19 protein-coding genes are annotated in these 19,496 nt (G+C 57.8%); 4 read left to right on the top strand and 15 right to left on the bottom strand.

Translation table 11 applies throughout. The features are described 5' to 3' along the window. Window positions 1-65 precede the first annotated feature (65 nt). The 3 genes from gntR to CE636_RS13365 all read right to left on the bottom strand — a co-directional run bounded on the left by gntR (window position 66) and on the right by CE636_RS13365 (window position 3,155). A complete protein-coding gene (gene gntR / locus CE636_RS13350) occupies window positions 66-1,061 on the bottom strand; it encodes a gluconate operon transcriptional repressor GntR (protein ID WP_002920777.1) in 996 nt (331 codons plus the stop codon). A 239-nt stretch (window positions 1,062-1,300) separates the two neighbouring features. Beyond that, window positions 1,301-1,996: a pirin family protein gene (locus CE636_RS13360; protein ID WP_002920779.1), complete on the bottom strand. Its 696-nt coding sequence runs from the start codon at window positions 1,994-1,996 to the stop codon at window positions 1,301-1,303. A 121-nt stretch (window positions 1,997-2,117) separates the two neighbouring features. Further along, the gene (locus tag CE636_RS13365; protein ID WP_017899973.1) at window positions 2,118-3,155 is read right to left on the bottom strand and encodes an oxidoreductase; all 1,038 of its coding nucleotides are present in this window, start codon (window positions 3,153-3,155) and stop codon (window positions 2,118-2,120) included. A gap of 264 nt (window positions 3,156-3,419) precedes the next feature. Between CE636_RS13365 and CE636_RS13370 the strand changes: the two genes are divergently transcribed. Both CE636_RS13370 and yhhY read left to right on the top strand, forming a co-directional pair. Then, window positions 3,420-4,061 (top strand): bactofilin family protein, encoded by a 642-nt coding sequence (locus CE636_RS13370; protein WP_017899974.1) that lies wholly within the window; start codon window positions 3,420-3,422, stop codon window positions 4,059-4,061. A 239-nt stretch (window positions 4,062-4,300) separates the two neighbouring features. Beyond that, window positions 4,301-4,777 (top strand): N-acetyltransferase, encoded by a 477-nt coding sequence (gene yhhY, locus CE636_RS13375; protein ID WP_072140523.1) that lies wholly within the window; start codon window positions 4,301-4,303, stop codon window positions 4,775-4,777. Between the two features lie 89 nt (window positions 4,778-4,866). Here yhhY and ggt read toward each other — a convergent pair whose 3' ends face one another. Next, on the bottom strand, window positions 4,867-6,612 hold the full coding sequence (ggt, locus tag CE636_RS13380; RefSeq protein WP_017899976.1) for a gamma-glutamyltransferase: 1,746 nt from the start codon (window positions 6,610-6,612) through the stop codon (window positions 4,867-4,869). A 123-nt stretch (window positions 6,613-6,735) separates the two neighbouring features. Here ggt and CE636_RS13385 point away from each other — a divergent pair, with 123 nt between their 5' ends. Then, window positions 6,736-7,056, top strand: a complete 321-nt coding sequence (locus tag CE636_RS13385) for a DUF2756 family protein (RefSeq protein ID WP_004202118.1) — start codon at window positions 6,736-6,738, stop codon at window positions 7,054-7,056. Window positions 7,057-7,080: 24 nt separating this feature from the next. Here the strand turns inward: CE636_RS13385 and ugpQ are convergent, their stop codons facing one another. The 10 genes from ugpQ to livK all read right to left on the bottom strand — a co-directional run bounded on the left by ugpQ (window position 7,081) and on the right by livK (window position 17,164). Continuing rightward, window positions 7,081-7,821: a glycerophosphodiester phosphodiesterase gene (gene ugpQ / locus CE636_RS13390; protein ID WP_004202117.1), complete on the bottom strand. Its 741-nt coding sequence runs from the start codon at window positions 7,819-7,821 to the stop codon at window positions 7,081-7,083. Continuing rightward, complete coding sequence (locus tag CE636_RS13395; RefSeq protein WP_017899977.1) at window positions 7,818-8,888, bottom strand: sn-glycerol-3-phosphate import ATP-binding protein UgpC; 1,071 nt, start codon at window positions 8,886-8,888, stop codon at window positions 7,818-7,820. The genes ugpQ and CE636_RS13395 overlap by 4 nt, the downstream gene beginning before the upstream one ends. A 1-nt stretch (window position 8,889) precedes the next feature. Continuing rightward, entirely contained in the window at window positions 8,890-9,735 is an 846-nt protein-coding gene (ugpE, locus tag CE636_RS13400) for a sn-glycerol-3-phosphate ABC transporter permease UgpE (protein WP_004202115.1), read from the bottom strand. After that, on the bottom strand, window positions 9,732-10,619 hold the full coding sequence (ugpA, locus tag CE636_RS13405; RefSeq protein WP_004202113.1) for a sn-glycerol-3-phosphate ABC transporter permease UgpA: 888 nt from the start codon (window positions 10,617-10,619) through the stop codon (window positions 9,732-9,734). The genes ugpE and ugpA overlap by 4 nt, the downstream gene beginning before the upstream one ends. Before the next feature lie 106 nt (window positions 10,620-10,725). Beyond that, on the bottom strand, window positions 10,726-12,042 hold the full coding sequence (gene ugpB, locus CE636_RS13410; RefSeq protein WP_004174008.1) for a sn-glycerol-3-phosphate ABC transporter substrate-binding protein UgpB: 1,317 nt from the start codon (window positions 12,040-12,042) through the stop codon (window positions 10,726-10,728). A 271-nt stretch (window positions 12,043-12,313) separates the two neighbouring features. Further along, a complete protein-coding gene (gene livF / locus CE636_RS13415; RefSeq protein ID WP_017899978.1) occupies window positions 12,314-13,027 on the bottom strand; it encodes a high-affinity branched-chain amino acid ABC transporter ATP-binding protein LivF in 714 nt (237 codons plus the stop codon). Window position 13,028: 1 nt separating this feature from the next. After that, a complete protein-coding gene (gene livG, locus CE636_RS13420; protein WP_002920803.1) occupies window positions 13,029-13,796 on the bottom strand; it encodes a high-affinity branched-chain amino acid ABC transporter ATP-binding protein LivG in 768 nt (255 codons plus the stop codon). Further along, a complete protein-coding gene (livM, locus tag CE636_RS13425; protein ID WP_004202111.1) occupies window positions 13,793-15,070 on the bottom strand; it encodes a branched chain amino acid ABC transporter permease LivM in 1,278 nt (425 codons plus the stop codon). Before livM ends, livG begins: the two co-directional genes overlap by 4 nt. Then, window positions 15,067-15,993 (bottom strand): high-affinity branched-chain amino acid ABC transporter permease LivH, encoded by a 927-nt coding sequence (livH, locus tag CE636_RS13430; protein ID WP_002920807.1) that lies wholly within the window; start codon window positions 15,991-15,993, stop codon window positions 15,067-15,069. Before livH ends, livM begins: the two co-directional genes overlap by 4 nt. Before the next feature lie 61 nt (window positions 15,994-16,054). Further along, on the bottom strand, window positions 16,055-17,164 hold the full coding sequence (gene livK, locus CE636_RS13435) for a high-affinity branched-chain amino acid ABC transporter substrate-binding protein LivK (RefSeq protein WP_002920808.1): 1,110 nt from the start codon (window positions 17,162-17,164) through the stop codon (window positions 16,055-16,057). 423 nt (window positions 17,165-17,587) lie between these two features. Here livK and panM point away from each other — a divergent pair, with 423 nt between their 5' ends. After that, window positions 17,588-17,971: an aspartate 1-decarboxylase autocleavage activator PanM gene (gene panM / locus CE636_RS13445; RefSeq protein ID WP_004202106.1), complete on the top strand. Its 384-nt coding sequence runs from the start codon at window positions 17,588-17,590 to the stop codon at window positions 17,969-17,971. Between the two features lie 198 nt (window positions 17,972-18,169). Here panM and livJ read toward each other — a convergent pair whose 3' ends face one another. Further along, window positions 18,170-19,273: a branched chain amino acid ABC transporter substrate-binding protein LivJ gene (gene livJ / locus CE636_RS13450; protein WP_002920812.1), complete on the bottom strand. Its 1,104-nt coding sequence runs from the start codon at window positions 19,271-19,273 to the stop codon at window positions 18,170-18,172. Window positions 19,274-19,496 lie beyond the last annotated feature (223 nt).

Below are 19,496 nucleotides of genomic sequence, written 5' to 3' on the forward strand. Positions count from 1 at the left end.
TGTGGAGAAGCAATATCCATTCGTGCCAGATGTGAATATGTGTGATCTACTTCAAACTTGTCAGTTTAAATTGATCCGCCCGGTGACAATGTGAAACCTAAATCTAACATCTTAGGGGTAATCGCTTCGCCACGAATGCGCGCCAGCAGACGTTCGGCGCCGATGCGCCCCATCCGCTCACGCGGAGTCAGGACGCTGGCCAGCCGCGGCTCCATCACCTGGCCGATATCGTGGCCGTGGAAACCGGCAATTGCCATATCATCGGGGATCTTCAGCCCCAGGCGCTGGCACTCAAAGGCCGCGCCGACCGCGAGGTCATCGTTGGTGCAAAAGATGCCGTCAAGCTGCGGGTATTCGCGACGCGCCTGGCGCATCAGCTCAATCCCGGATGAATAGGACGAGGACTGCTCAACCATCACGCTGTAGGGCGTCATGCCGGCGTCGAGCATCGCCTGCTCGTACCCCTTCTGTTTGATGATAGTACGTTCATCAAGACGCGCCCCCAGATAGGCGACGTGGCGGTGGCCGCGGGCGATGATCGCCGCGGTCATCTGCCGGGCAGCTTCAAAGTTATCAAACCCGACCGCAATATCGAGGCATGGCGACCGGCTGTCCATCAGCTCCACCACCGGAATGCCGGCGACTTCAATCATCTTCAGGGTGCGGGGCGTATGGGTGCGTTCGGTGAGGATCAGGCCGTCAATGTTCCAGGAGAGCATTGATTCGAGGCGTTTCTCTTCCATTTCCGGCTTGTAGCCGTAGTGCGCCAGCATGGTTTGATAGCCGAAGGCGTCGGTGACGCTTTCAATACCGCGCAGCACTTCCGAGAACACCTGGTTGGTTAACGATGGCAGCAGCACGCCAATCGCGCGGCTGGTGGCGTTGGAGAGAATGTCAGGGGCGCGATTGGGAATATAACCCAGTTCATCGAGGGCAACGGCAATCTTGCCACGCAGCGCTTCGGAGACCTGCTCCGGGTTGCGTAAATAGCGACTGACCGTCATTTTGGTCACGCCGACAAGATCGGCTACATCCTGAAGTACGGGTCTTTTCTTTTTCATCGTCCTGACTGTGATCAACGGGGAAACATTTTCTCAGTTTATCACGGACAAAGCGCAACCTTCCCTCATGTTAGGGAAGGTGGCGCAATTTATTTATACCCATCATAGTTCAAGTTGCATGCGCGTTGGCTTTCCTCGCTCACCCCAGTCACTTACTTATGTAAGCTCCTGGGGATTCGCTGCGTCGCCGCCTTCCTGCAACTCGCATTATTTTGGGTATAGACTACCTCAGATAACTATCAAACCGGCGGCAGATCGAACAGCAGGATTTCGCTATCGCTGTCGGCATGAACCGAAATCGCCTGCTCATCCCAGATGGCCAGACCATCGCTGGTGGTAGCTTTGGTACCGTTAATGGTCACTTCGCCTTTGACGACCTGGATCCAGACGCGGCGTTCCGCAGCAATCTGGTGAACCGACTGCTCATCTTTCAGCAGCGCCCAGCGATACAGTTCCATATCCTGGTACACCTTCAGCGAGCCATCTCGCGCATCCGGCGACAGCACCAGCTGTTTGCCCTGGGCGGCGTCGAAGCGGCGCTGCTCGTAGCGCGGGGTAATGCCGGTTTCTTCCGGAATAATCCAGATCTGGTACAGACGCAGACGATCGGTTTTGCTCGGATTGTACTCAGAGTGACGCACCCCGGTACCCGCGCTCATGATCTGAAACTCGCCCGCCGGCACCTGCTCTTTGTTGCCCATGCTGTCCTGGTGCTCCACCGCCCCTTCCAGCACATAGGTCAGGATCTCCATGTCTTTGTGCGGGTGGGTACCGAAGCCCTGACCGGCGTCGATGACGTCATCGTTAATCACCCGCAGGGCGGAGAAGCCCATAAAGTTCGGGTCGTAATAGTTGGCGAAAGAGAAAGTATGCCAGGAATCCAGCCAGCCATGGTTAGCATGGCCACGTTCGTTCGCTTTGCGTAAGTAGATCATGTTGCACCCCCATATGTTTTCGATGGAGTCAGTGTGGACCCATTTCGCCAACGATCATAGAGGGTGAAAATTGACTCCTCTGTTCAAAAAATATGAACAAGCGCAGAGGAGCCGATTGGGCTTATTTCACCAGAGTAATAGTGGCCGGTGATGGCTGCTCAAAGCCGCGCTGCAGGATCTCCATATTGGTAAGAACGTCAGATTCCTTGACGTAATTTGGCTGGCCGTTGACGAGGGTATCGTACAGCGCGTCGTATACCCGGCCATAGTCGCCGCTCTCCAGCGGGACCGCTTCGCGCACCGTCTCCCCCGCGTCGTTGACATACACCAGCTCGCCGACGCTGTCATCCGCGCCAAAGCCCGGCTCGCCCGGCATGATATTGGCTTTCAGGCTGGTTTCCTGCTGGTCGATACCATATTTCACAAACGAGCCTTTATGGCCGTGGACGATGAATTTCGGGTAGTCGATCTGCACCAGATGGCTGGTCTTAACGATAGCCTTCAGATCGCCGTAGAACAGCTGGGCCTCAAAGGTATCGTCCGGGTTAGCTTTGTTGCGCAGCGAGCGCAGATCGTAAGCAACATGGTCCGGGCGGCCGAACAGCGAAATAATCTGGTCCAGGGTATGTACGCCAAGGCCATAGAACTCGCCGTTTTGCGGACCGCCAGGGTTGGTCTCCGCCAGCGGGCGGTAGTTGTCAAAATGGCTTTCGATCTCCACCAGTTCGCCAAGCTTGCCGCTCTCAATCACCTTCTTGGTGGTCAGGAAGCAGGAATCGAAGCGGCGGTTCTGGTAGGGCGTCACCGTCAGGCCTTTGCTGTTCGCCAGCGCAAACAGGGTTTTGGCTTCCTCCAGCGTCGGGGTGAACGGCTTTTCCACCAGCACATTTTTCCCCGCCTCCAGCGCCTTTTTCGCATAGTCAAAATGGCTGTCGGCATGGGTGCAGACCACTACCAGCCTGACCTGCGGGTCGTTTAATACTTCATCGAGATCGCTGGTGAAATGGATGTGGGAATACTGCGGCGCCTGCTCTTCGGGCTTCGCCCGACGGCGGTAGATGTGCGCCACCTGCCAGCGGTCCTGGCGGTGTAATACGTAAGGAAGATGGTAGCGGGTGGTGCTTTTGCCGAAGCCAATAAATGCGCAGTGCAGAGTCATAACGCTGTCCTTAGTGAATGAACTACCTTCAACCATAGCGCAAGCCGGGACATGACTTCATCCTCTCAGTCCGTTTTCCGTGAAGATTCGTCAAAAAAATAGGTAGTGCACTACTTATACGTAATTATTAATAACTACTTGATTAATAAGTGATTAAATCACCACTTTCCGGCTAAACCTCTTGATCTCAATGGCGAAACTGCGGATAAGTGGAGGGCAAACCAGGACGTTGCTGATGACTAACGGAGTAGCCAGCCGCTGCTAATGGACAAACAGTATCTCGCCTTAAACGGCGCCCTTTTTTTCTGGCTTCTCGCGCTGATCGCCTGGTCTGTCAATGCGATCGTGCCGGCGCGCCTGGCGGCCGCCTGCGCGCTGGTCGCCTTCCTCCTCCATAGCCAACGGAACAAGATTAACGCGATGTTTATCAAGAAAAATAAAACGGAACCCCAGACTTCAGAAGTGGTCACGCCTCCGGCAAATAACCCAGAATCCCCAACGGTCGCCAGTAAAAAACAAGAGACCACGGTCATTGCCAGCGGGGTGCATTTCGTTGGCAATATTGTCGCCAGCGGCCATGTCTATATTCACGGCCAGCTTACCGGCAACATTGAGGCTAAAGAACATCTGATTAAGGTGATGCGTGAAGGCCAGGTGGAGGGCAACATCAGCTGCCGGGAGCTGATTATTGACGGCAAGGTGCAGGGCCAGTGTCGCGGCGACAGCATCAGCATTGAGGAGCACGGCAATCTGGATGGCACCCTCACCTATCGCTCGCTGGCGATTAAAAAGGGGGGCCTGTTCACCGGCAGCGCCGAGGTGCTGGCCGCGGCGGAAAGCAAAAGTCATCTCATCGGCCTGGTTGCGGAAGACGGCGTGACGTCCGCCAGGCCGCAAAGCGCCTGAGATTGCAGCAAAAAAAAAGCCAGCACCCGGCTGGCTAAAGTAATACTGGAAGCAATGTGAGCAATGTCGTGCTTTCAGGCTTTCCGCAGGGGTCTTCCTGAATGCAGGACAATAATAATCATTCTCATTCGCACTTGTCTATCTTTTTTTGCAAAAAACAACATTGACTCCCCGGCTGCCGTCAGAGATGGTGAAGGGGAATCAACCACCAAAAAGAGGATAGGGGAATGAGTGACATAGTGATACGCCATGCCGAACCGCGCGATGCTGAACCTTTACGTATGCTGATGGCGCACCCGGAGGTCTATCATGACACGCTACAGATCCCTTACCCCGCCATGGAAGCCTGGCAGGAGAAGCTACAGCCCAAACCCCATACCTTCCACCTGGTAGCGACGCTGGACGATCGGGTTACCGGGCATCTGTCGCTCCATGTCGAGCCGCGCCCTCGTCGCAGCCACGTTGCGACCTTTGGTATGGCGGTTTCAGCAGGCCATCAGGGCCGCGGTATCGGCAGCGCCCTGATGCGCGAGATGATCGACCTGTGCGATAACTGGCTGCGCGTTGACCGCATCGAGCTGACGGTATTCGCCGATAACGAGCCAGCGATTGCGGTGTACAAAAAACACGGATTTGAGATCGAAGGCACCGGCAAGCGTTACGCGCTGCGCAACGGTGAGTATGTGGATGCGTATTATATGGCGAGAATGAAGTAGCTTATTGCCGGGTGGCGGCTTCGCCTTACCCGGCCTACTTTCGTGCCGTGGTTGGCCCGGTAAGCGCAACAGCGCCACCGGGCAACATATCAATACCCCGCCGTTAAATCATCCGGCGAACGCGGATCGGAGGCACCATACAGCATCCCGTCCGGCCCCACCATAATGCTCTGGGTACTGCCCATCGCCTCTTTCAGCGCCACTTTCTGCCCCTTCGCCTCCAGCAGCTTCAGGGTATCCGGGCTAAAGCCTTTCTCCACCCGGAGCTCATCCGGCAGCCATTGATGGTGAAAACGCGGGGCGTTGGTGGCTTCTGCGACGTTCATCCCGAAATCGATGGTATTGACCACCATCTGCAGTACGGTGGTGATGATCCGGCTGCCCCCGGGACTGCCCGTCACCAGCCAGGTTTTGCCGTCTTTCACCACAATGGTCGGCGACATCGACGACAGCGGGCGTTTTTTCGGCTCCACCGCATTGGCGTCGCCGCCCACCAGGCCATAGACGTTAGGCACGCCGGGCTTCGCCGAGAAATCATCCATCTGGTTATTCAGCAGAATGCCGGAGTCGCCGGCCACAATGCCGGTACCGAAGGTGGTATTCAGCGTATAGGTCACCGCCACCGCATTGCCCTCTTTATCCACCACCGAGAAATGGGTGGTCTGGTTGCTTTCATAGGGCGCCAGTTTGCCCGGGCGGATCTGGCTGGAAGGCTTCGCCTTATTGACGTCGATCTCAGCGGCGATCGCTTTGGCGTAGGCTTTGCTGGTCAGCGCCTGCCACGGCACTTTGACGAAGTCAGGATCGCCGAGATATTCAGAGCGGTCGGCATAGGCGTGTTTCTCCGCCTCCGCCATCACCTGCATGGCGTCGGCGCTGCCGAAGCCATATTTCTGCAGATCGAAGTTTTCGAGGATATTGAGGATCTGCACGATGTGGATCCCGCCGGAAGACGGCGGCGGCATGGAATAAACCTCATACCCGCGATATTCGCCGCTAATCGGCGTGCGCTCCACCGCCTTATAGTTAGCGAGGTCGGCTTTGGTGATAAGCCCGCCGTGCTTTTTCATCTCCTCAGCGATCTGGTCGGCGATGGCGCCTTTATAGAAGGCATCCGGACCGTGCTCGGCAATCAGCTCGAGGCTTTTCCCCAGGTTCTTCTGTACCAGCCGGTCGCCCTTCTTTAGCGGCTCGCCGTTCTTCCAGAAGATCGCTTTGCTGTTTTCGTGCTGCGGGATCACTTCGCTGCCGTAGGTCTTTAGATCGTCCGCCAACGCATCGTTAACGATAAAGCCCTCTTCCGCCAGCTTAATCGCCGGGCGGATCACTTTGTTCAGCGGCATGGTGCCGTATTTTTCCAGGGCAAGAGAGAAACCGGCGACGCTGCCTGGCGTGCCGGAGGCGAGATGCGAGGTGAGCGATTTTTTACTGTCCGGGTTACCCTGATCGTCAAGGAACATGTCGCGGGTGGCCTGCTCCGGCGCCATTTCGCGGAAATCGATGGCCGTGGTCTTGCCGTCTTTCGTACGCAGCAGCATAAAACCGCCGCCGCCGATATTCCCGGCCTGCGGATGGGTGACCGCCAGCGCGTAGCCGACCGCCACCGCCGCATCGACGGCGTTGCCGCCCTGGCGCAGAATGTCCACACCGACGCGGGTGGCCAGGGCATCCACCGAGGCCACCATCCCCTGTCGGGCGCGAACCGGGTGGAACACATCCTCCTCTACGCCATAAGAGACCGGCGGCGGCGGTGGCGGACTGGCGGCAACGGTAAAACTCCCGCCCGCCAGCAACGCAGCGATGACCACCTGACGCCAGATTGTTGTTTTTATCATTGTCTTACTCCTGATAGGTAGGTTTCATTCCCCGCTTAAGCCTGGTTGATAACTCCTAAAAAATCATTGTTATGGCGGATTCGAGGTACACTTAAGTGATCCCACGCACGGGAGGAGAAAACCATGAAAGCGATGTTATTTCTGGCGGCGCTGATGCCGCTCGGCGTTTTAGCCCAGCCAATCAATATTGATAACAACCCCAATCAGCCGGGTTACGTGGTCCCCAGCCAGCAGCGCATGCAAAATGAGATGAAGGTGCAGCAACAGCAGCAGCAGAGCATGCTGAAGCAGAATCTGAACAATCAGACTCGCTCCCAGCAGCAGCATCTGCAAAACCAGCTGCAGACCAATCAGCAGCGTGCCGCACAGGGCGGGAATATCAATCCACCGCAGCAGGTACTGCCGAACAATAATGGAGGGATGCTGCGGCAGACCAACCCGTAAAGGCCAGCCGCCGCGCAGTGGATATTAAGGCTGGAAATCCGGCCCGATGACGTCAATGGCATCGGTGCAGATGCAGTCTACGCCCCAGCGCAGCAGCTCGGCGGCGCGCTGGGGTTTATTAACGGTATACACCAGGATATGCAGGCCGGCCTGTTTCAGGCTTGCCACCCGCCCGGCGTCCAGCAGCTTGTGGTTGAGGTGAATGGACACGCAGCCCAGCCGGGTGGTCAACTCCCGCCAGTCATCGCGCCACTCATCCAGCAGCAGCCCGCGCGGCAGCTCGGGAGCGGCTTCCTGCGCCGCCTCCAGGGCATCGATTTCAAACGACGACAGCAGCGGCGCGGTCATTCCCGCCCACAGCTCCCGTGCCGCCAGGGCCACCACGTTGCCGGTCTGCGGCCCAAGGCCAGTGGTCGGTTTAATTTCGATATTCGCCATCATGCCGTGACGGCGGCAGCGCTCCGCCACCTGGGAGAGCAGCGGCAGCGGCTCGCCCTTAAATTCACGGCTGAACCAGCTGCCAGCATCGACCTTCAGCAGATCGTCCCATGGCAGCTCCCCCGCCACGCCCCAGCCGTTGCTGGTGCGTTCGAGATTATCGTCATGCAGCAGAAAGATCTGCCCGTCCTTTGACAGCTTGGCGTCAAATTCAATCATCGTATGCCCGTAGCGGGCGCCAACATCGATAGCCGCCAGGGTGTTCTCCGGCGCCAGTTTACCGCCGCCGCGATGGGCGACGATACGGGGATAAGGCCAGTTACTCATGCGCGTTGTCCTGTTTCACCATCAAAGAGGTGCAGATGTTCCAAAGGCAGATGCAGCCATAGCGTGCTGCCTGCCGCCGGACGCTGCTGGTGCGGCAGTCTGACCACCAGCTTCTGTTCGCCCCAGCGCCCGTGGGCGAGGTTATCGGCACCTAAAATTTCCAGGGTGTCCATCAGCAGCGGAATGCCACCTTGCGCCTGCGAGCTTAAGATAAAATGCTCCGGGCGGATACCGAGCGTCATTTTACGCCCGGCGTGGCGCCGATGCTCATGATTCGTCGGCAGCTGCATGCCGCCCGCCAGCTCAAAGCGACCGCCGTCATCGCTGATGCGCCCTTCCAGCAGGTTCATGGCCGGGCTGCCGATAAAGCTCGCCACAAAGCGGCTGGCCGGTTTCTCATATACTTCGACCGGGGTGCCGATCTGCTCGGCAACGCCTTTGTTCATCACCATCACCCGCTGGGCGAGGGTCATCGCCTCCACCTGGTCATGGGTAACGTACAGCGAGGTGGTTTTCAGGCGGCGATGCAGCTGCTGCAGCTCAAGACGCATCTGCACGCGCAGCTTGGCGTCGAGGTTTGACAACGGTTCGTCGAAGAGGAATACCGCCGGGTCGCGCACGATGGCGCGGCCCATCGCCACGCGCTGGCGCTGGCCGCCGGAGAGCTCGCGCGGGCGGCGCTTGAGCAGGCCGTCCAGCTCAAGAATACGCGCCGCCTCCTGCACCCGGTCGGCGATCAATCCCTTACCCATGCCGCGGATCTTCAGCCCCCACGCCATGTTCTCTTCCACGCTCATATGCGGATAAAGGGCATAGTTCTGGAACACCATGGCGATACCGCGATCCTTCGGCTCCATCTCGGTCACCCGCTTGCGGTCGATCCAGATATCGCCGCTGGTCACCCGCTCCAGTCCGGCGACCATCCGCAGCAGCGTAGATTTCCCGCAGCCCGACGGGCCGACCATAACGATAAATTCCCCGTCCGCCACGTCCAGCGTCAGCGGTTGAATCACCTGGGTTTTGCCATCCCAGCTTTTGCTTACTGCCTGTAGTTTTAAACCAGCCATTTTATTTCTCACTATCGACCAGGCCACGTACAAACGCGCGCTGCATGGCTAAAACGATGACAACCGGCGGGATCAGGGTCAGCAGCATCGCCGCCATCACCTGATTCCACTGGGTAGTGCCTTCGCCGGTGGCGATCATGCCTTTGATGCCGGCGACGGCGGTGCCAAGATTCACATCCTGAATAATCAGCAACGGCCACAGATACTGGTTCCAGCCGTAGATAAAGGTGATGACGAACAGCGCCGCGAGGTTGGTTTTCGACAGCGGCAGCACGATGTCGCGAAAAAAGCGCATCGGCGAAGCGCCATCGATACGCGCCGCTTCAATCAGCTCGTCCGGCAGGGTCATAAAGAACTGGCGGAACAGGAAGGTGGCGGTGGCCGAGGCCATTAGCGGCAGCGTAAGCCCGGCATAGCTGTCGAGCATGTTGAGATTGGCGATCACTTCCACCGTCGGGAAAATACGCACCTCGACCGGCAGCATGAGGGTGATAAAGATCAGCCAGAAGAACAGGTTACGCAGCGGAAAGCGGAACCAGACGATGGCGAACGCCGAAAGCATCGACACCACGATTTTGCCCACCGTAATGGCGAACGCCATGATGAAGCTGTTGAGCATCATCAGCCAGAACGGCGCGCTGTTGACGCCGACGCCGTTCACCCAGATGGTCTTCATGTTCTCCAGCAGATGTCCGCCGGGGATCAGCGTCATCGGCGTTTCGAACACCGATTGGTTATCCAGCGTCGCCGCCACGAAGGCAACATACAGCGGGAATAAAATGACGGCGATGCCCAAAATCAGCATGGTGTGGCTGAAAATCGTCAGCCCGCGACGGTTCTCAATCATTGGTAACGCACCTTACTTTCAACGTAACGGAATTGCACCACCGTCAGGATAATGACGAGGAACATCAGCACCACCGACTGCGCGGCGGAAGCGGAAAGATCGAGCCCGGCGAAACCTTCGCGATAGATTTTGTAAATCAGGGTGGTGGTCGCCTGCACCGGGCCGCCGGCGGTGGCAGCATCGATCACCGGGAAGGTGTCGAAGAAGGCGTAAACCAGGTTGACCACCAGCAGGAAGAAACTTACCGGCGCAATCAGCGGCAGCGCCAGCTTGAAGAAGCGGCGGATTGGTCCGGCGCCGTCGATGGCAGCGGCCTCAACCAGCGAACGCGGGATCGACTGCAGCGCGGCGAAGAAAAACAGGAAGTTGTAACTTATCTGCTTCCATACCGAGGCAAAGACCACCAGGAACATCGCCTGGCCGCTGTTCTGCGCGTGGTTCCAGTCGTAGCCCAGCTCGCCAAGGAAGTGAGTGATCAGCCCGCGCCCGGGGTTAAAGAGGAAGATCCACAGCACCGCCGCGACGGCGGGGGCCACGGCGTACGGCAGCAGCATCAGCGTTTGATAAAAGCGGCTGCCGCGCACCACATAGTCGACCAGCGCGGCAAAAAACAGCGAAATGAGCAGGCCGCTGACGGTCACCAGGGTGCTGAATTTTATAGTCGTCCAGAACGAGTCCAGGTAGTACGGATCGTGGAACAGCGCAACGAAGTTATCCAGGCCGACGAACTGGCTGGAAAGGCCAAAGGGATCGACGCTCTGTAGCGAATACCACAGCGCTTCGCCCGCGGGCCAGATAAAGAAAATCAGCGTGATAATCAGCTGCGGCGCGACCAGCACGTAGGGCAGCCAGCGCGAGCGGAATACCGGACGGGATGATGACATGGAGATTGGGTTCCTGAACAATGCCGGGTGGCGGCTACGCCTTACCCGGCCTACATAGGGCACATCGTAGGCCCGGTAAGCGCAGCGCCACCGGGCAAGTTACAGATTACGATTTGGTCGCTTGTTCGAAGCGGCGCAGCAGCTGATTCCCACGCTGAACGGCGGAATCCAGCGCCTGTTGCGGGGTTTTCTTGCCGGTCCACACGCTCTCCAGCTCTTCATCGACGATGGTGCGGATTTGCGGCATGTTGCCCAGGCGCAGGCCTTTGGTGAACGGCAACGGCGGCTTGTTCAGCATCTGGCGGGTGGCGATATCGGCGCCCGGGTTCTTATCATAGAAGCCCTGCTGACGGGTCAGATCGTAGGCCGCGGTGGTGATCGGCAGATAGCCGGTTTTCTGGTGCCACTCGGCGGCGTTTTCCGGTTTGGTCAGGAAGTCGAGGAACTTCGCCACGCCGGTGTAGGTCTCTTTGTCTTTGCCCTGCATCACCCACAGGCTGGCCCCGCCAATGATAGCGTTCTGCGGCGCGCCTTTCACATCGGCATCGTAAGGCATCATGCCGACGCCGTAGTTAAATTTGGCGTACTGGCGGATATCGGCCAGCGAGCCGGACGAGGCAGTGGTAATGGCACAATCGCCGTTATAGAACTTTTCAGTGGACTCGTCTTTACGCCCGAAGTAGCTGAAATCGCCCTTCTTGTTCATCTCTTCGAGCAGCGCAATATGCTTCACCTGCTCCGGCTTATTGAACTCAAGAACCGCGTCGGTGCCGTCAAAGCCATTATTTTTCGTCGCCACCGGCAGACCATGCCAGGCGCTGAAGTTCTCGATCTGGATCCAGCCCTGCCAGCCGCTGGCGTAGCCGCACTTCATCCCGGCAGCTTTCAGCTTCGCGGTGTAGGCCGCCAGATCCTGCCAGGTCTTCGGCGGCTGCTCTGGATCTAAACCGGCTTTTTTGAAGGCGTCTTTATTGTAGTACAGCACCGGGGTGGAGCTGTTAAACGGCTGGGAGAGCAGATGGCCGGTTTTCGAATCGGTGTAATACCCGGCGACCGTCGGCACAAACTGCGATTCATCAAACTTGATGCCCGCCTCGCTAAACACCTGGTAGACCGGCTTAATGGCTTTCGACGCCATCATGGTGGCGGTGCCCACTTCATACACCTGCAGGATCGCCGGCGCGTTGCCGGTACGGAAGGCGGCGATACCGGCGCTCAGGCTCTGTTCATAGTTGCCCTTGTATACCGGAACGATTTTGTAATCAGGATTGGCCGCGTTAAAGCGTTGCGCCAGAGAATCCACTTCTTTACCCAGTTCGCCTTCCATTGAGTGCCAGAACGGGATGGTGGTAACCGCCAGGGCCTGACCGGCAAAAGCCAGGCTCAGCGCCAGTCCTAAAGCTGTATGTCGTAACGATATCATCGGTTATCTCTCTTGTTGTGCCGGATGCGCGATTTCACGCGTTTTATGCTCGCGGGGTAACATGACATGTTCGAATTACAGAAAAATAACTTTTTTATTACAAAAAAAAGATAGTAACGGGTCAGAGAGATGACAAGCCGATGAAAGGACGGGGGAAGTAAAGTGGGAGCTGAGACACGGATAATAGTTGTGCGATCGGCTCCCGGGGTCGGCGCAAGCGCCTCGCCCGGGCTACAAACCGGCGAACTGAACGACGCCGGGTTGCGATGAATTAACCGCCGAGATAGGCGCTGCGCACCGCCTCGTTGGCCAGCAGCGCGTCGCCGGTATCCTCCAGCACCACGTGACCGTTCTCCAGCACGTAGCCGCGGTCGGCCAGCTTCAGCGCCTGGTTGGCGTTCTGCTCGACGAGGAAGATAGTCATCCCCTGCTCGCGCAGTTGCTCAATGGTATCGAAGATCTGCTGAATAATGATCGGCGCCAGCCCTAATGACGGTTCATCCAGCAGCAGCAGACGCGGCTGGCTCATCAGAGCGCGACCGATCGCCAGCATCTGCTGTTCGCCGCCGGACATGGTGCCGGCGCGCTGGATACGGCGCTCGTGCAGACGCGGAAACAGCTCATACACCCATTTGATGCGGGTCTGGAACTGATTGCGGTCGGCAAAGAAACCGCCCATCGCCAGGTTCTCTTCCACCGTCATACGCGAAAAGACGCGCCGCCCTTCCGGGACGATCGCCACCGCCTCGCGCATGATCTTCGCCGTCTGCCAGTCGGTAATATCCTTACCGTCAAAGACAATGCGCCCGCTGGAGGCGCGCGGATCGCCGCACAGCGTGCCGAGCAGGGTGGTTTTCCCCGCGCCGTTGGCGCCGATAAGCGTCACAATCTCGCCCTGTTTGATATGCAGGCTGACGTTGTGCAGCGCCTGAATCTTGCCGTAGTGGGCGCTGACGTTGTCAAAAGTTAACATCGCGTTTTCCATCTTATGCCTCACCAAGGTATGCGCGGATCACGTCCGGGTTATTACGAATCTCTTCCGGCGTCCCGTTGGCCAGCGGTGTCCCCTGGTTCACGACGTAGATGCGATCGGAAATGCCCATCACCAGCTTCATATCGTGTTCGATAAGCAGGATGGTGGTGTTGTGATGGTTACGCAGCTCGGCGATAAGCTCGTCCAGCTCTTTGGTCTCTTTCGGGTTCAGCCCCGCCGCGGGTTCATCGAGCATCAGAATTTCCGGCTGGGTCACCATGCAGCGGGCAATCTCCAGCCGGCGCTGGTCGCCATAGGCCAGGTTGCTGGCCTGGCGGTTAGCGTGCTCCAGCAGGCCGATACGCTCCAGCCAGGTGGCCGCGCGATCCAGCGCTTCGCTCTGCGCCCGACGGAAGGCCGGCGTTTTCAGCAGACCGGAGAAGAGACCGGTTTTCAGCTGCTGATGTTGCGCCACCAGCAGGTTTTCAATCACCGTCATTTCGCGGAACAGACGCACGTGCTGGAAGGTCCGCACCACGCCCATCCGGGCAATCTGCTGGCCCGGCAGCCCTTCCAGATGCTGGTCGCGCAGCAGAATGGTGCCGCCGGTAGGCTTGTAGAAACCGGTCAGGCAGTTAAAGACCGTGGTCTTCCCGGCGCCGTTGGGGCCGATCAGCGAGACGATCTCGCGCTCTCTGAGCTCCAGCGACACATTGTTGACGGCCAGCAGACCGCCGAAACGCATCATCAGGCCGCTGACGGATAATAATGGCTGACTCATGCCTGCTCTCCTTTCGCCTGACCGTTTTTCAGCTTCAACTGCACGCGCGTCATTGGCAGAAGCCCCTGCGGACGCCAGATCATCATCAGCACCATCAGGCCGCCGAGCATTAACATGCTGTATTCGTTAAAGTCACGCATCAGCTCACGCGACACCACCAGCAGAATAGCCGCCAGGATCACCGCGAACTGCGAGCCCATCCCGCCCAGCACGACGATCGCCAGTACGAAGGCGGACTCGGCGAAGGTAAAGGATTCCGGACTGACGAAACCCTGGCGCGCGGCGAACAGCGTCCCGGCAAAGCCGGCAAACGCGGCGCTGATGGTAAAGGCGGTCAGCTTAATGCGCGTCGGGCTCAGGCCCAGCGAACGACAGGCGATTTCATCTTCACGCAGCGCTTCCCACGCCCGCCCCAGCGGCATCCGCAGCAGGCGGTTGATAACGAACAGGCTCAGCACCACCAGCAGCAGCGCCACCAGGTAGAGGAAAATCACCCGGTCGGAGGGATCGTATTTGACGCCGAAGAAGTTGCTGAAGGTATCCCAGCCGCCTTCGCGGGCGCTACGGCTAAATTCGAGGCCAAAGAAGGTCGGTTTCGGGATCTGGCTGATGCCGTTCGGCCCGCCGGTGATTTCGGTATTGTTGAGCAGCAGAATACGCACGATCTCGCCGAAGCCTAAGGTCACGATCGCCAGGTAGTCGCCGCGCAGACGCAGTACCGGGAAACCGAGCAGGAAGCCAGCCGCCGCGGAGACCAGGCCGGCCAGCGGCAGACAGGTCCAGAAACCAAGACCGTAATAGTGGTTCAGCAGCGCGAAAGTGTAGGCGCCGATGGCGTAGAACCCGCCGTAGCCCAGCACCAGCAGGCCGGAAAGCCCGACCACCACGTTCAGCCCGAGGCCGAGGATGATATAGATCATCGTCAGGGTGGCGATATCCACCGTGCCGCGCGACACCATAAACGGCCAGGCCACGGCAATGACCAGCAGGGCGATCAGGAACAGCTTCTGCTTCACCGTTGAGCCGTCAATCGCCGGCATAATAAACTTCGGCCCGGAGACGTTCTTAACCGCTTTCTGGAACAGCGGCCGCAGCAGCTGGAAGAAAAAGACCACCGCGGTGCCGATGAAGATCCACTGCCAGCGAATATCGGCGGCGGTATCCACCACCAGTTTGGTGCCGTTCAGCTCCAGCTGCACGCCCATAAAGACGCCCGCCAGAATGAAGAACATCGCAGCAGAGAGCAGCGCCATTGCAATTTGCATCGGTTTCATACTTTTTCAACCTCCGGGCGGCCCAGAATGCCGGTCGGCATTACTAACAGCACCAGAATCAGCAGCGCGAAGGAAACCACGTCCTTATATTCAGTGCTGAGATAGGCAGAAGAGAGCGCTTCGGCAATACCCAGGATCAGGCCGCCGATCATCGCGCCCGGAATACTGCCGATACCGCCGAGCACGGCGGCGGTGAAGGCCTTCATCCCGGCCATAAAGCCGATGTAGGGGTTAATCACGCCGTAGAACTGCCCCAGCAGCACGCCGGCCACCGCCGCCATCGCTGCGCCGATGACAAAGGTCAGGGCGATAACGCGGTCGGTGTTAATCCCGAGCAGGCTGGCCATTTTCAGGTCTTCGGCACAGGCGCGGCAGGCGCGCCCCATCCGCGAGTAGCGAATGAACAGCGTCAGGGCCAGCATGGCGATAAAAGTCACCACCCAGATCACCAGCTGCATGGTGGTGATCGTCGCAGAGAAGCTGTCGCTGTGGCCGACGACCCACTGGCCGTTAAACAAGCTCGGCAGCGCCACGTCGCGGGAGCCCTGGGTCAGGCTGACGTAGTTCTGCAGGAAGATAGACATCCCGATAGCGGAGATCAGCGCAATCAGACGTTTAGAGTTACGCACCGGCCGATAGGCCACGCGCTCAATGCTCCAGCCGTAGGCGCTGGCAATCACAATGGCGCCCACGAAGCCGGCGGCGACCAGCAGCCAGCTGGTGTCGATGCCCATCATCATCAGCGCGGCGATGATCATGAAGGAGACATAGCTGCCAATCATATAGACCTCGCCGTGGGCGAAGTTGATCATGCCGATAATGCCGTACACCATCGTATAGCCGATGGCGATCAGCGCATAGGTACTGCCCAGCGTGACGCCGTTAAACATCTGCTGCAGAAAATAGAGAAACTGCTCGGACATAAGGTGACCTTTTTCAAACCGCCCGCGGTTCGCGGGCGGAGGGATAACTCATCTTCAGCGCTTATTTCGCCGCGCTCGAAGAGCCGTCGGCGTGCCACTGGAAGACACCAAACTCAAATCCCTTCAGATCGCCTTTTTCATCCCAGGTCAGCGGCCCAATCACGGTTTTCGCCCCGTGCGCTTTCAAATCTTTGATTAAATCCAGCGGCTGCTGGCTGCCGGTTCTGTCCATCGCCTGCGCCAGCGACTGAACCGCGGCGTAAGTGATCCAGACATACGGCCCGCTCGGATCTTTCTTCTCCGCTTTCAGCGCGTTGACGATGGCGCTGTTGGCAGGGTCCTGATCGTAGCGTTTTGGCATTGTCACCAGCATCCCTTCCGCCGCGGCGCCCGCGATATTGGACAGCGAGGCGTTGCCGACCCCTTCCGGCCCCATAAACACGGTTTTCAGCCCGACGGAGCGCGCCTGGCGCAGCATCTGCCCCATTTCCGGGTAGTAACCGCCGTAGTAGACGAAGTCGATGTTCTCTTTCTTCAGGCGCGCCAGCAGGGCGGAAAAATCTTTTTCACCCGCGGTGATGCCGTCAAAGAAGACGATGTTGGCCCCGGCTTTCTTCAGGTTGTCCTGCACCGAACGCGCCAGCCCTTCGCCGTACTGCTGCTTGTCATGAATGATAGCGATACGCTGCGGTTTCACTTTCTCGACGATATATTTCGCCGCGGTCGGCCCCTGCGAGGAGTCGAGGCCGGCGGTACGCATGATGTACTGGTATCCGCGCTGGGTCAGCTCCGGGTTGGTCGCTCCCGGGGAGATCATCAGGATGCCTTCATCCTCATAGATATCGGAAGCCGGCTGGGTGGAAGAGGAGCACAGGTGGCCGATAACGTACTGAATACCGTCGTTGACGATTTTGTTGGCTACCGCGACCGCTTGCTTCGGATCGCAGGCGTCGTCGTATTCGACGGCCACCAGCTTGTCGCCCTTAATGCCGCCGCTGGCGTTGATGTCTTTAATCGCCTGACGCGCGCCATTGAACTCCATGTCGCCCCACTGGGCCACCGGGCCCGACATCGCGCCGACCACGGCGACCTTAATATCCTTGGCCATCGCCGCGTGCGACATCGCTAATGCGACAATGCCCGCGACGATGGTTTTCGCGTTCCTTTTCATGCTGCAGAACCCCGTTCGTGATGTGGTGTAAATGTTTTGTATTTTTATGGTTAAAAAGCATTCTGTGCTTTTATTAAACAACGCCATTTTTACCATTGAGTTTAATGGTTTAGCGCAGCTTTTCACTAAAAAACAGATTAAAATCTCTATTTTTCAGTCGATTAAGCAAAGATAATATTCTGTATTTTGCCGAAGATAAACAAAAAAAAGTCCATGCGGCAGCATAAAATAACGATACATAAGGCGGAATAAAACGCTGCACATTAGGTTAAAATTCTGCTTATTTTTCGATCCATGACGGATTGCGCTACCCCAACAACGCCAGGAAAACGAATCCCCTGATGTATGCGCAAAAAACAGCGCTCCGCCAGACAGCAATTTTGGGTACACTGGCGCCTCTGTTTTGCACTGGACTTGCCGCCCATGAAACTGACCATTATCCGTTTACAGCACTTCAGCGATCAGGATCGCATTGATCTGGGAAAAATCTGGCCGTCGCAGGATCTGTCGACGCTGACCCTTGATGAAAACCATCGTCTCTACGCCGCCCGCTTTAACGAGCGCCTGCTGGGCGCCGTGCGCGTTACCCTGCGCGGCGTTGAAGGTGAGCTCAGCGATCTGTGCGTGCGTGAAGTGACCCGCCGCCGCGGCGTCGGGCAATATTTAGTGGAAGAGACATTACGGGATAACCCGACGATCAATAGCTGGCGCGTCGCCGACCGTGGGGTGGAAGACCGCGGCGTGATGGCGGCCTTTATGCAGGCGCTCGGCTTTAGCGCCCAGCACACCGGTTGGGAAAAGCATTAAGCTGTAGCCCCGGTAAGCGCAGCGCAACCGGGGTCAGACAACGCATTTGCAGCGTGAAAGGCGCCCCGCCCATTTAACCCAGCATTTCGCGTGGCAAAAAGGCGTCAAGACCCGAAATCCCCGGGAGCTTACATTAGTAAGTGACCGGGGTTGAGGGTCGCAGACAACTCATTTGCAGCGTGAAAGGCGCCGGTTAAATTATTTGGCGTCGGTCGCCGTACCATTCGCATGCCAGGTAAAGACACCGAACTCGAATCCTTTCAGGTCGCCTTTCTGATCCCATGACAGCGGGCCCATCACGGTGTCCACGGTCGCGCCTTTCAGGTATTTAGCGATTTCCGCCGGATCGTCAGACTGATTCAGGCCCGCCTGCAGCGACTGCAGCGCCGCGTAGGTGGTCCAGACGAAGGCGCCGCTCGGATCCTGTTTTTTCGCCTTGATCGCATCCACAATCGGTTTGTTCGCCGGCACCTGGTCGTAGTTCTTCGGCTTGGTCACCAGCAAACCTTCCGCCGACTCGCCGGCGATGTTAGACAGGGAGACGTTCGCTACGCCTTCCGGGCCCATAAACTGGGTTTTCAGACCGGCAGCGCGGGCCTGACGCAGGATCTGGCCCATTTCCGGGTGATAGCCGCCATAATAGACGAAGTCGATATTCTCTTTCTTCAGGCGCGCTACCAGCGTGGAGAAGTCTTTCTCACCGGCGGTGATCCCGTCGAAGAAGACCACGTTCGCCCCGCCTTTTTTCAGGCCATCCTGCACCGCACGGGCCAAACCTTCGCCATACTGCTGTTTGTCATGCACCACTGCGATACGCTGCGGCTTCACTTTGTCGAGAATGTATTTCGCCGCGGTTGGTCCCTGGTCGGAGTCCAGTCCGGTGGTGCGCAGGATCAGCTTATAGCCGCGCGCGGTCAGCTCCGGCGCGGTTGCTGCCGGGGTGATCATCAGAATGCCTTCGTCTTCATAGATATCAGACGCCGGCTGAGTGGAAGAGGAGCACAGGTGGCCGATAACGTATTTGATCCCGTCGTTGACCACTTTGTTGGCGACCGCTACCGCCTGTTTCGGGTCGCAAGCGTCATCATATTTTACGATCTGCAGCTTATTGCCCTTAATGCCGCCCTTAGCATTGATATCCGCTACCGCCTGCTCGGCGCCGGTAAATTCCTGATCGCCGTACTGGGCCACCGGGCCGGACATCGCCCCGACTACCGCGATTTTGATATCTTCCGCCAGCGCCGCGCTGCTCATAACTAAGGCAATACATCCTGCCAGTAACGCTTTACCCTTCATATTCATCCTGAGGCTCCCCATTATTATGGTTTTTGCATTTGTTGTGATGTTGTTTGTTAGCGCATTATTTTGTTTATATCGATAGGAAAAGCATATGATAGCTAATCTACCGGGGGCTGCTCGCGCTTTTGCAGCACACTATGCTAAACATACCGTCATTCTGAGGAATTTGAAACGACTAAATTGCGGGCTATGTAACAGATAAGTGACAAATAAAAAAACCGCGCCA

This window comes from Klebsiella sp. LY (genome assembly GCF_004010915.1).
In the GTDB taxonomy this organism is placed as follows: domain Bacteria; phylum Pseudomonadota; class Gammaproteobacteria; order Enterobacterales; family Enterobacteriaceae; genus Klebsiella; species Klebsiella quasipneumoniae.

Excerpts from the sequence above, each read along its gene's own strand:
- CE636_RS13365 (WP_017899973.1), bottom strand. The coding sequence starts at position 3,155 with ATGACTCTGCACTGCGCATTTATTGGCTTCGGCAAAAGCACCACCCGC.
- CE636_RS13395 (WP_017899977.1), bottom strand. The coding sequence starts at position 8,888 with ATGGCTGGTTTAAAACTACAGGCAGTAAGCAAAAGCTGGGATGGCAAA.
- CE636_RS13370 (WP_017899974.1), top strand. The coding sequence starts at position 3,420 with ATGGACAAACAGTATCTCGCCTTAAACGGCGCCCTTTTTTTCTGGCTT.
- livJ (WP_002920812.1), bottom strand. The coding sequence starts at position 19,273 with ATGAATATGAAGGGTAAAGCGTTACTGGCAGGATGTATTGCCTTAGTT.
- livG (WP_002920803.1), bottom strand. The coding sequence starts at position 13,796 with ATGAGTCAGCCATTATTATCCGTCAGCGGCCTGATGATGCGTTTCGGC.
- CE636_RS13360 (WP_002920779.1), bottom strand. The coding sequence starts at position 1,996 with ATGATCTACTTACGCAAAGCGAACGAACGTGGCCATGCTAACCATGGC.
- ugpQ (WP_004202117.1), bottom strand. The coding sequence starts at position 7,821 with ATGAGTAACTGGCCTTATCCCCGTATCGTCGCCCATCGCGGCGGCGGT.
- gntR (WP_002920777.1), bottom strand. The coding sequence starts at position 1,061 with ATGAAAAAGAAAAGACCCGTACTTCAGGATGTAGCCGATCTTGTCGGC.
- livH (WP_002920807.1), bottom strand. The coding sequence starts at position 15,993 with ATGTCCGAGCAGTTTCTCTATTTTCTGCAGCAGATGTTTAACGGCGTC.
- ugpB (WP_004174008.1), bottom strand. The coding sequence starts at position 12,042 with ATGATATCGTTACGACATACAGCTTTAGGACTGGCGCTGAGCCTGGCT.
- panM (WP_004202106.1), top strand. The coding sequence starts at position 17,588 with ATGAAACTGACCATTATCCGTTTACAGCACTTCAGCGATCAGGATCGC.
- livM (WP_004202111.1), bottom strand. The coding sequence starts at position 15,070 with ATGAAACCGATGCAAATTGCAATGGCGCTGCTCTCTGCTGCGATGTTC.
- ugpA (WP_004202113.1), bottom strand. The coding sequence starts at position 10,619 with ATGTCATCATCCCGTCCGGTATTCCGCTCGCGCTGGCTGCCCTACGTG.
- ggt (WP_017899976.1), bottom strand. The coding sequence starts at position 6,612 with ATGATAAAAACAACAATCTGGCGTCAGGTGGTCATCGCTGCGTTGCTG.
- livK (WP_002920808.1), bottom strand. The coding sequence starts at position 17,164 with ATGAAAAGGAACGCGAAAACCATCGTCGCGGGCATTGTCGCATTAGCG.
- ugpE (WP_004202115.1), bottom strand. The coding sequence starts at position 9,735 with ATGATTGAGAACCGTCGCGGGCTGACGATTTTCAGCCACACCATGCTG.
- CE636_RS13385 (WP_004202118.1), top strand. The coding sequence starts at position 6,736 with ATGAAAGCGATGTTATTTCTGGCGGCGCTGATGCCGCTCGGCGTTTTA.
- livF (WP_017899978.1), bottom strand. The coding sequence starts at position 13,027 with ATGGAAAACGCGATGTTAACTTTTGACAACGTCAGCGCCCACTACGGC.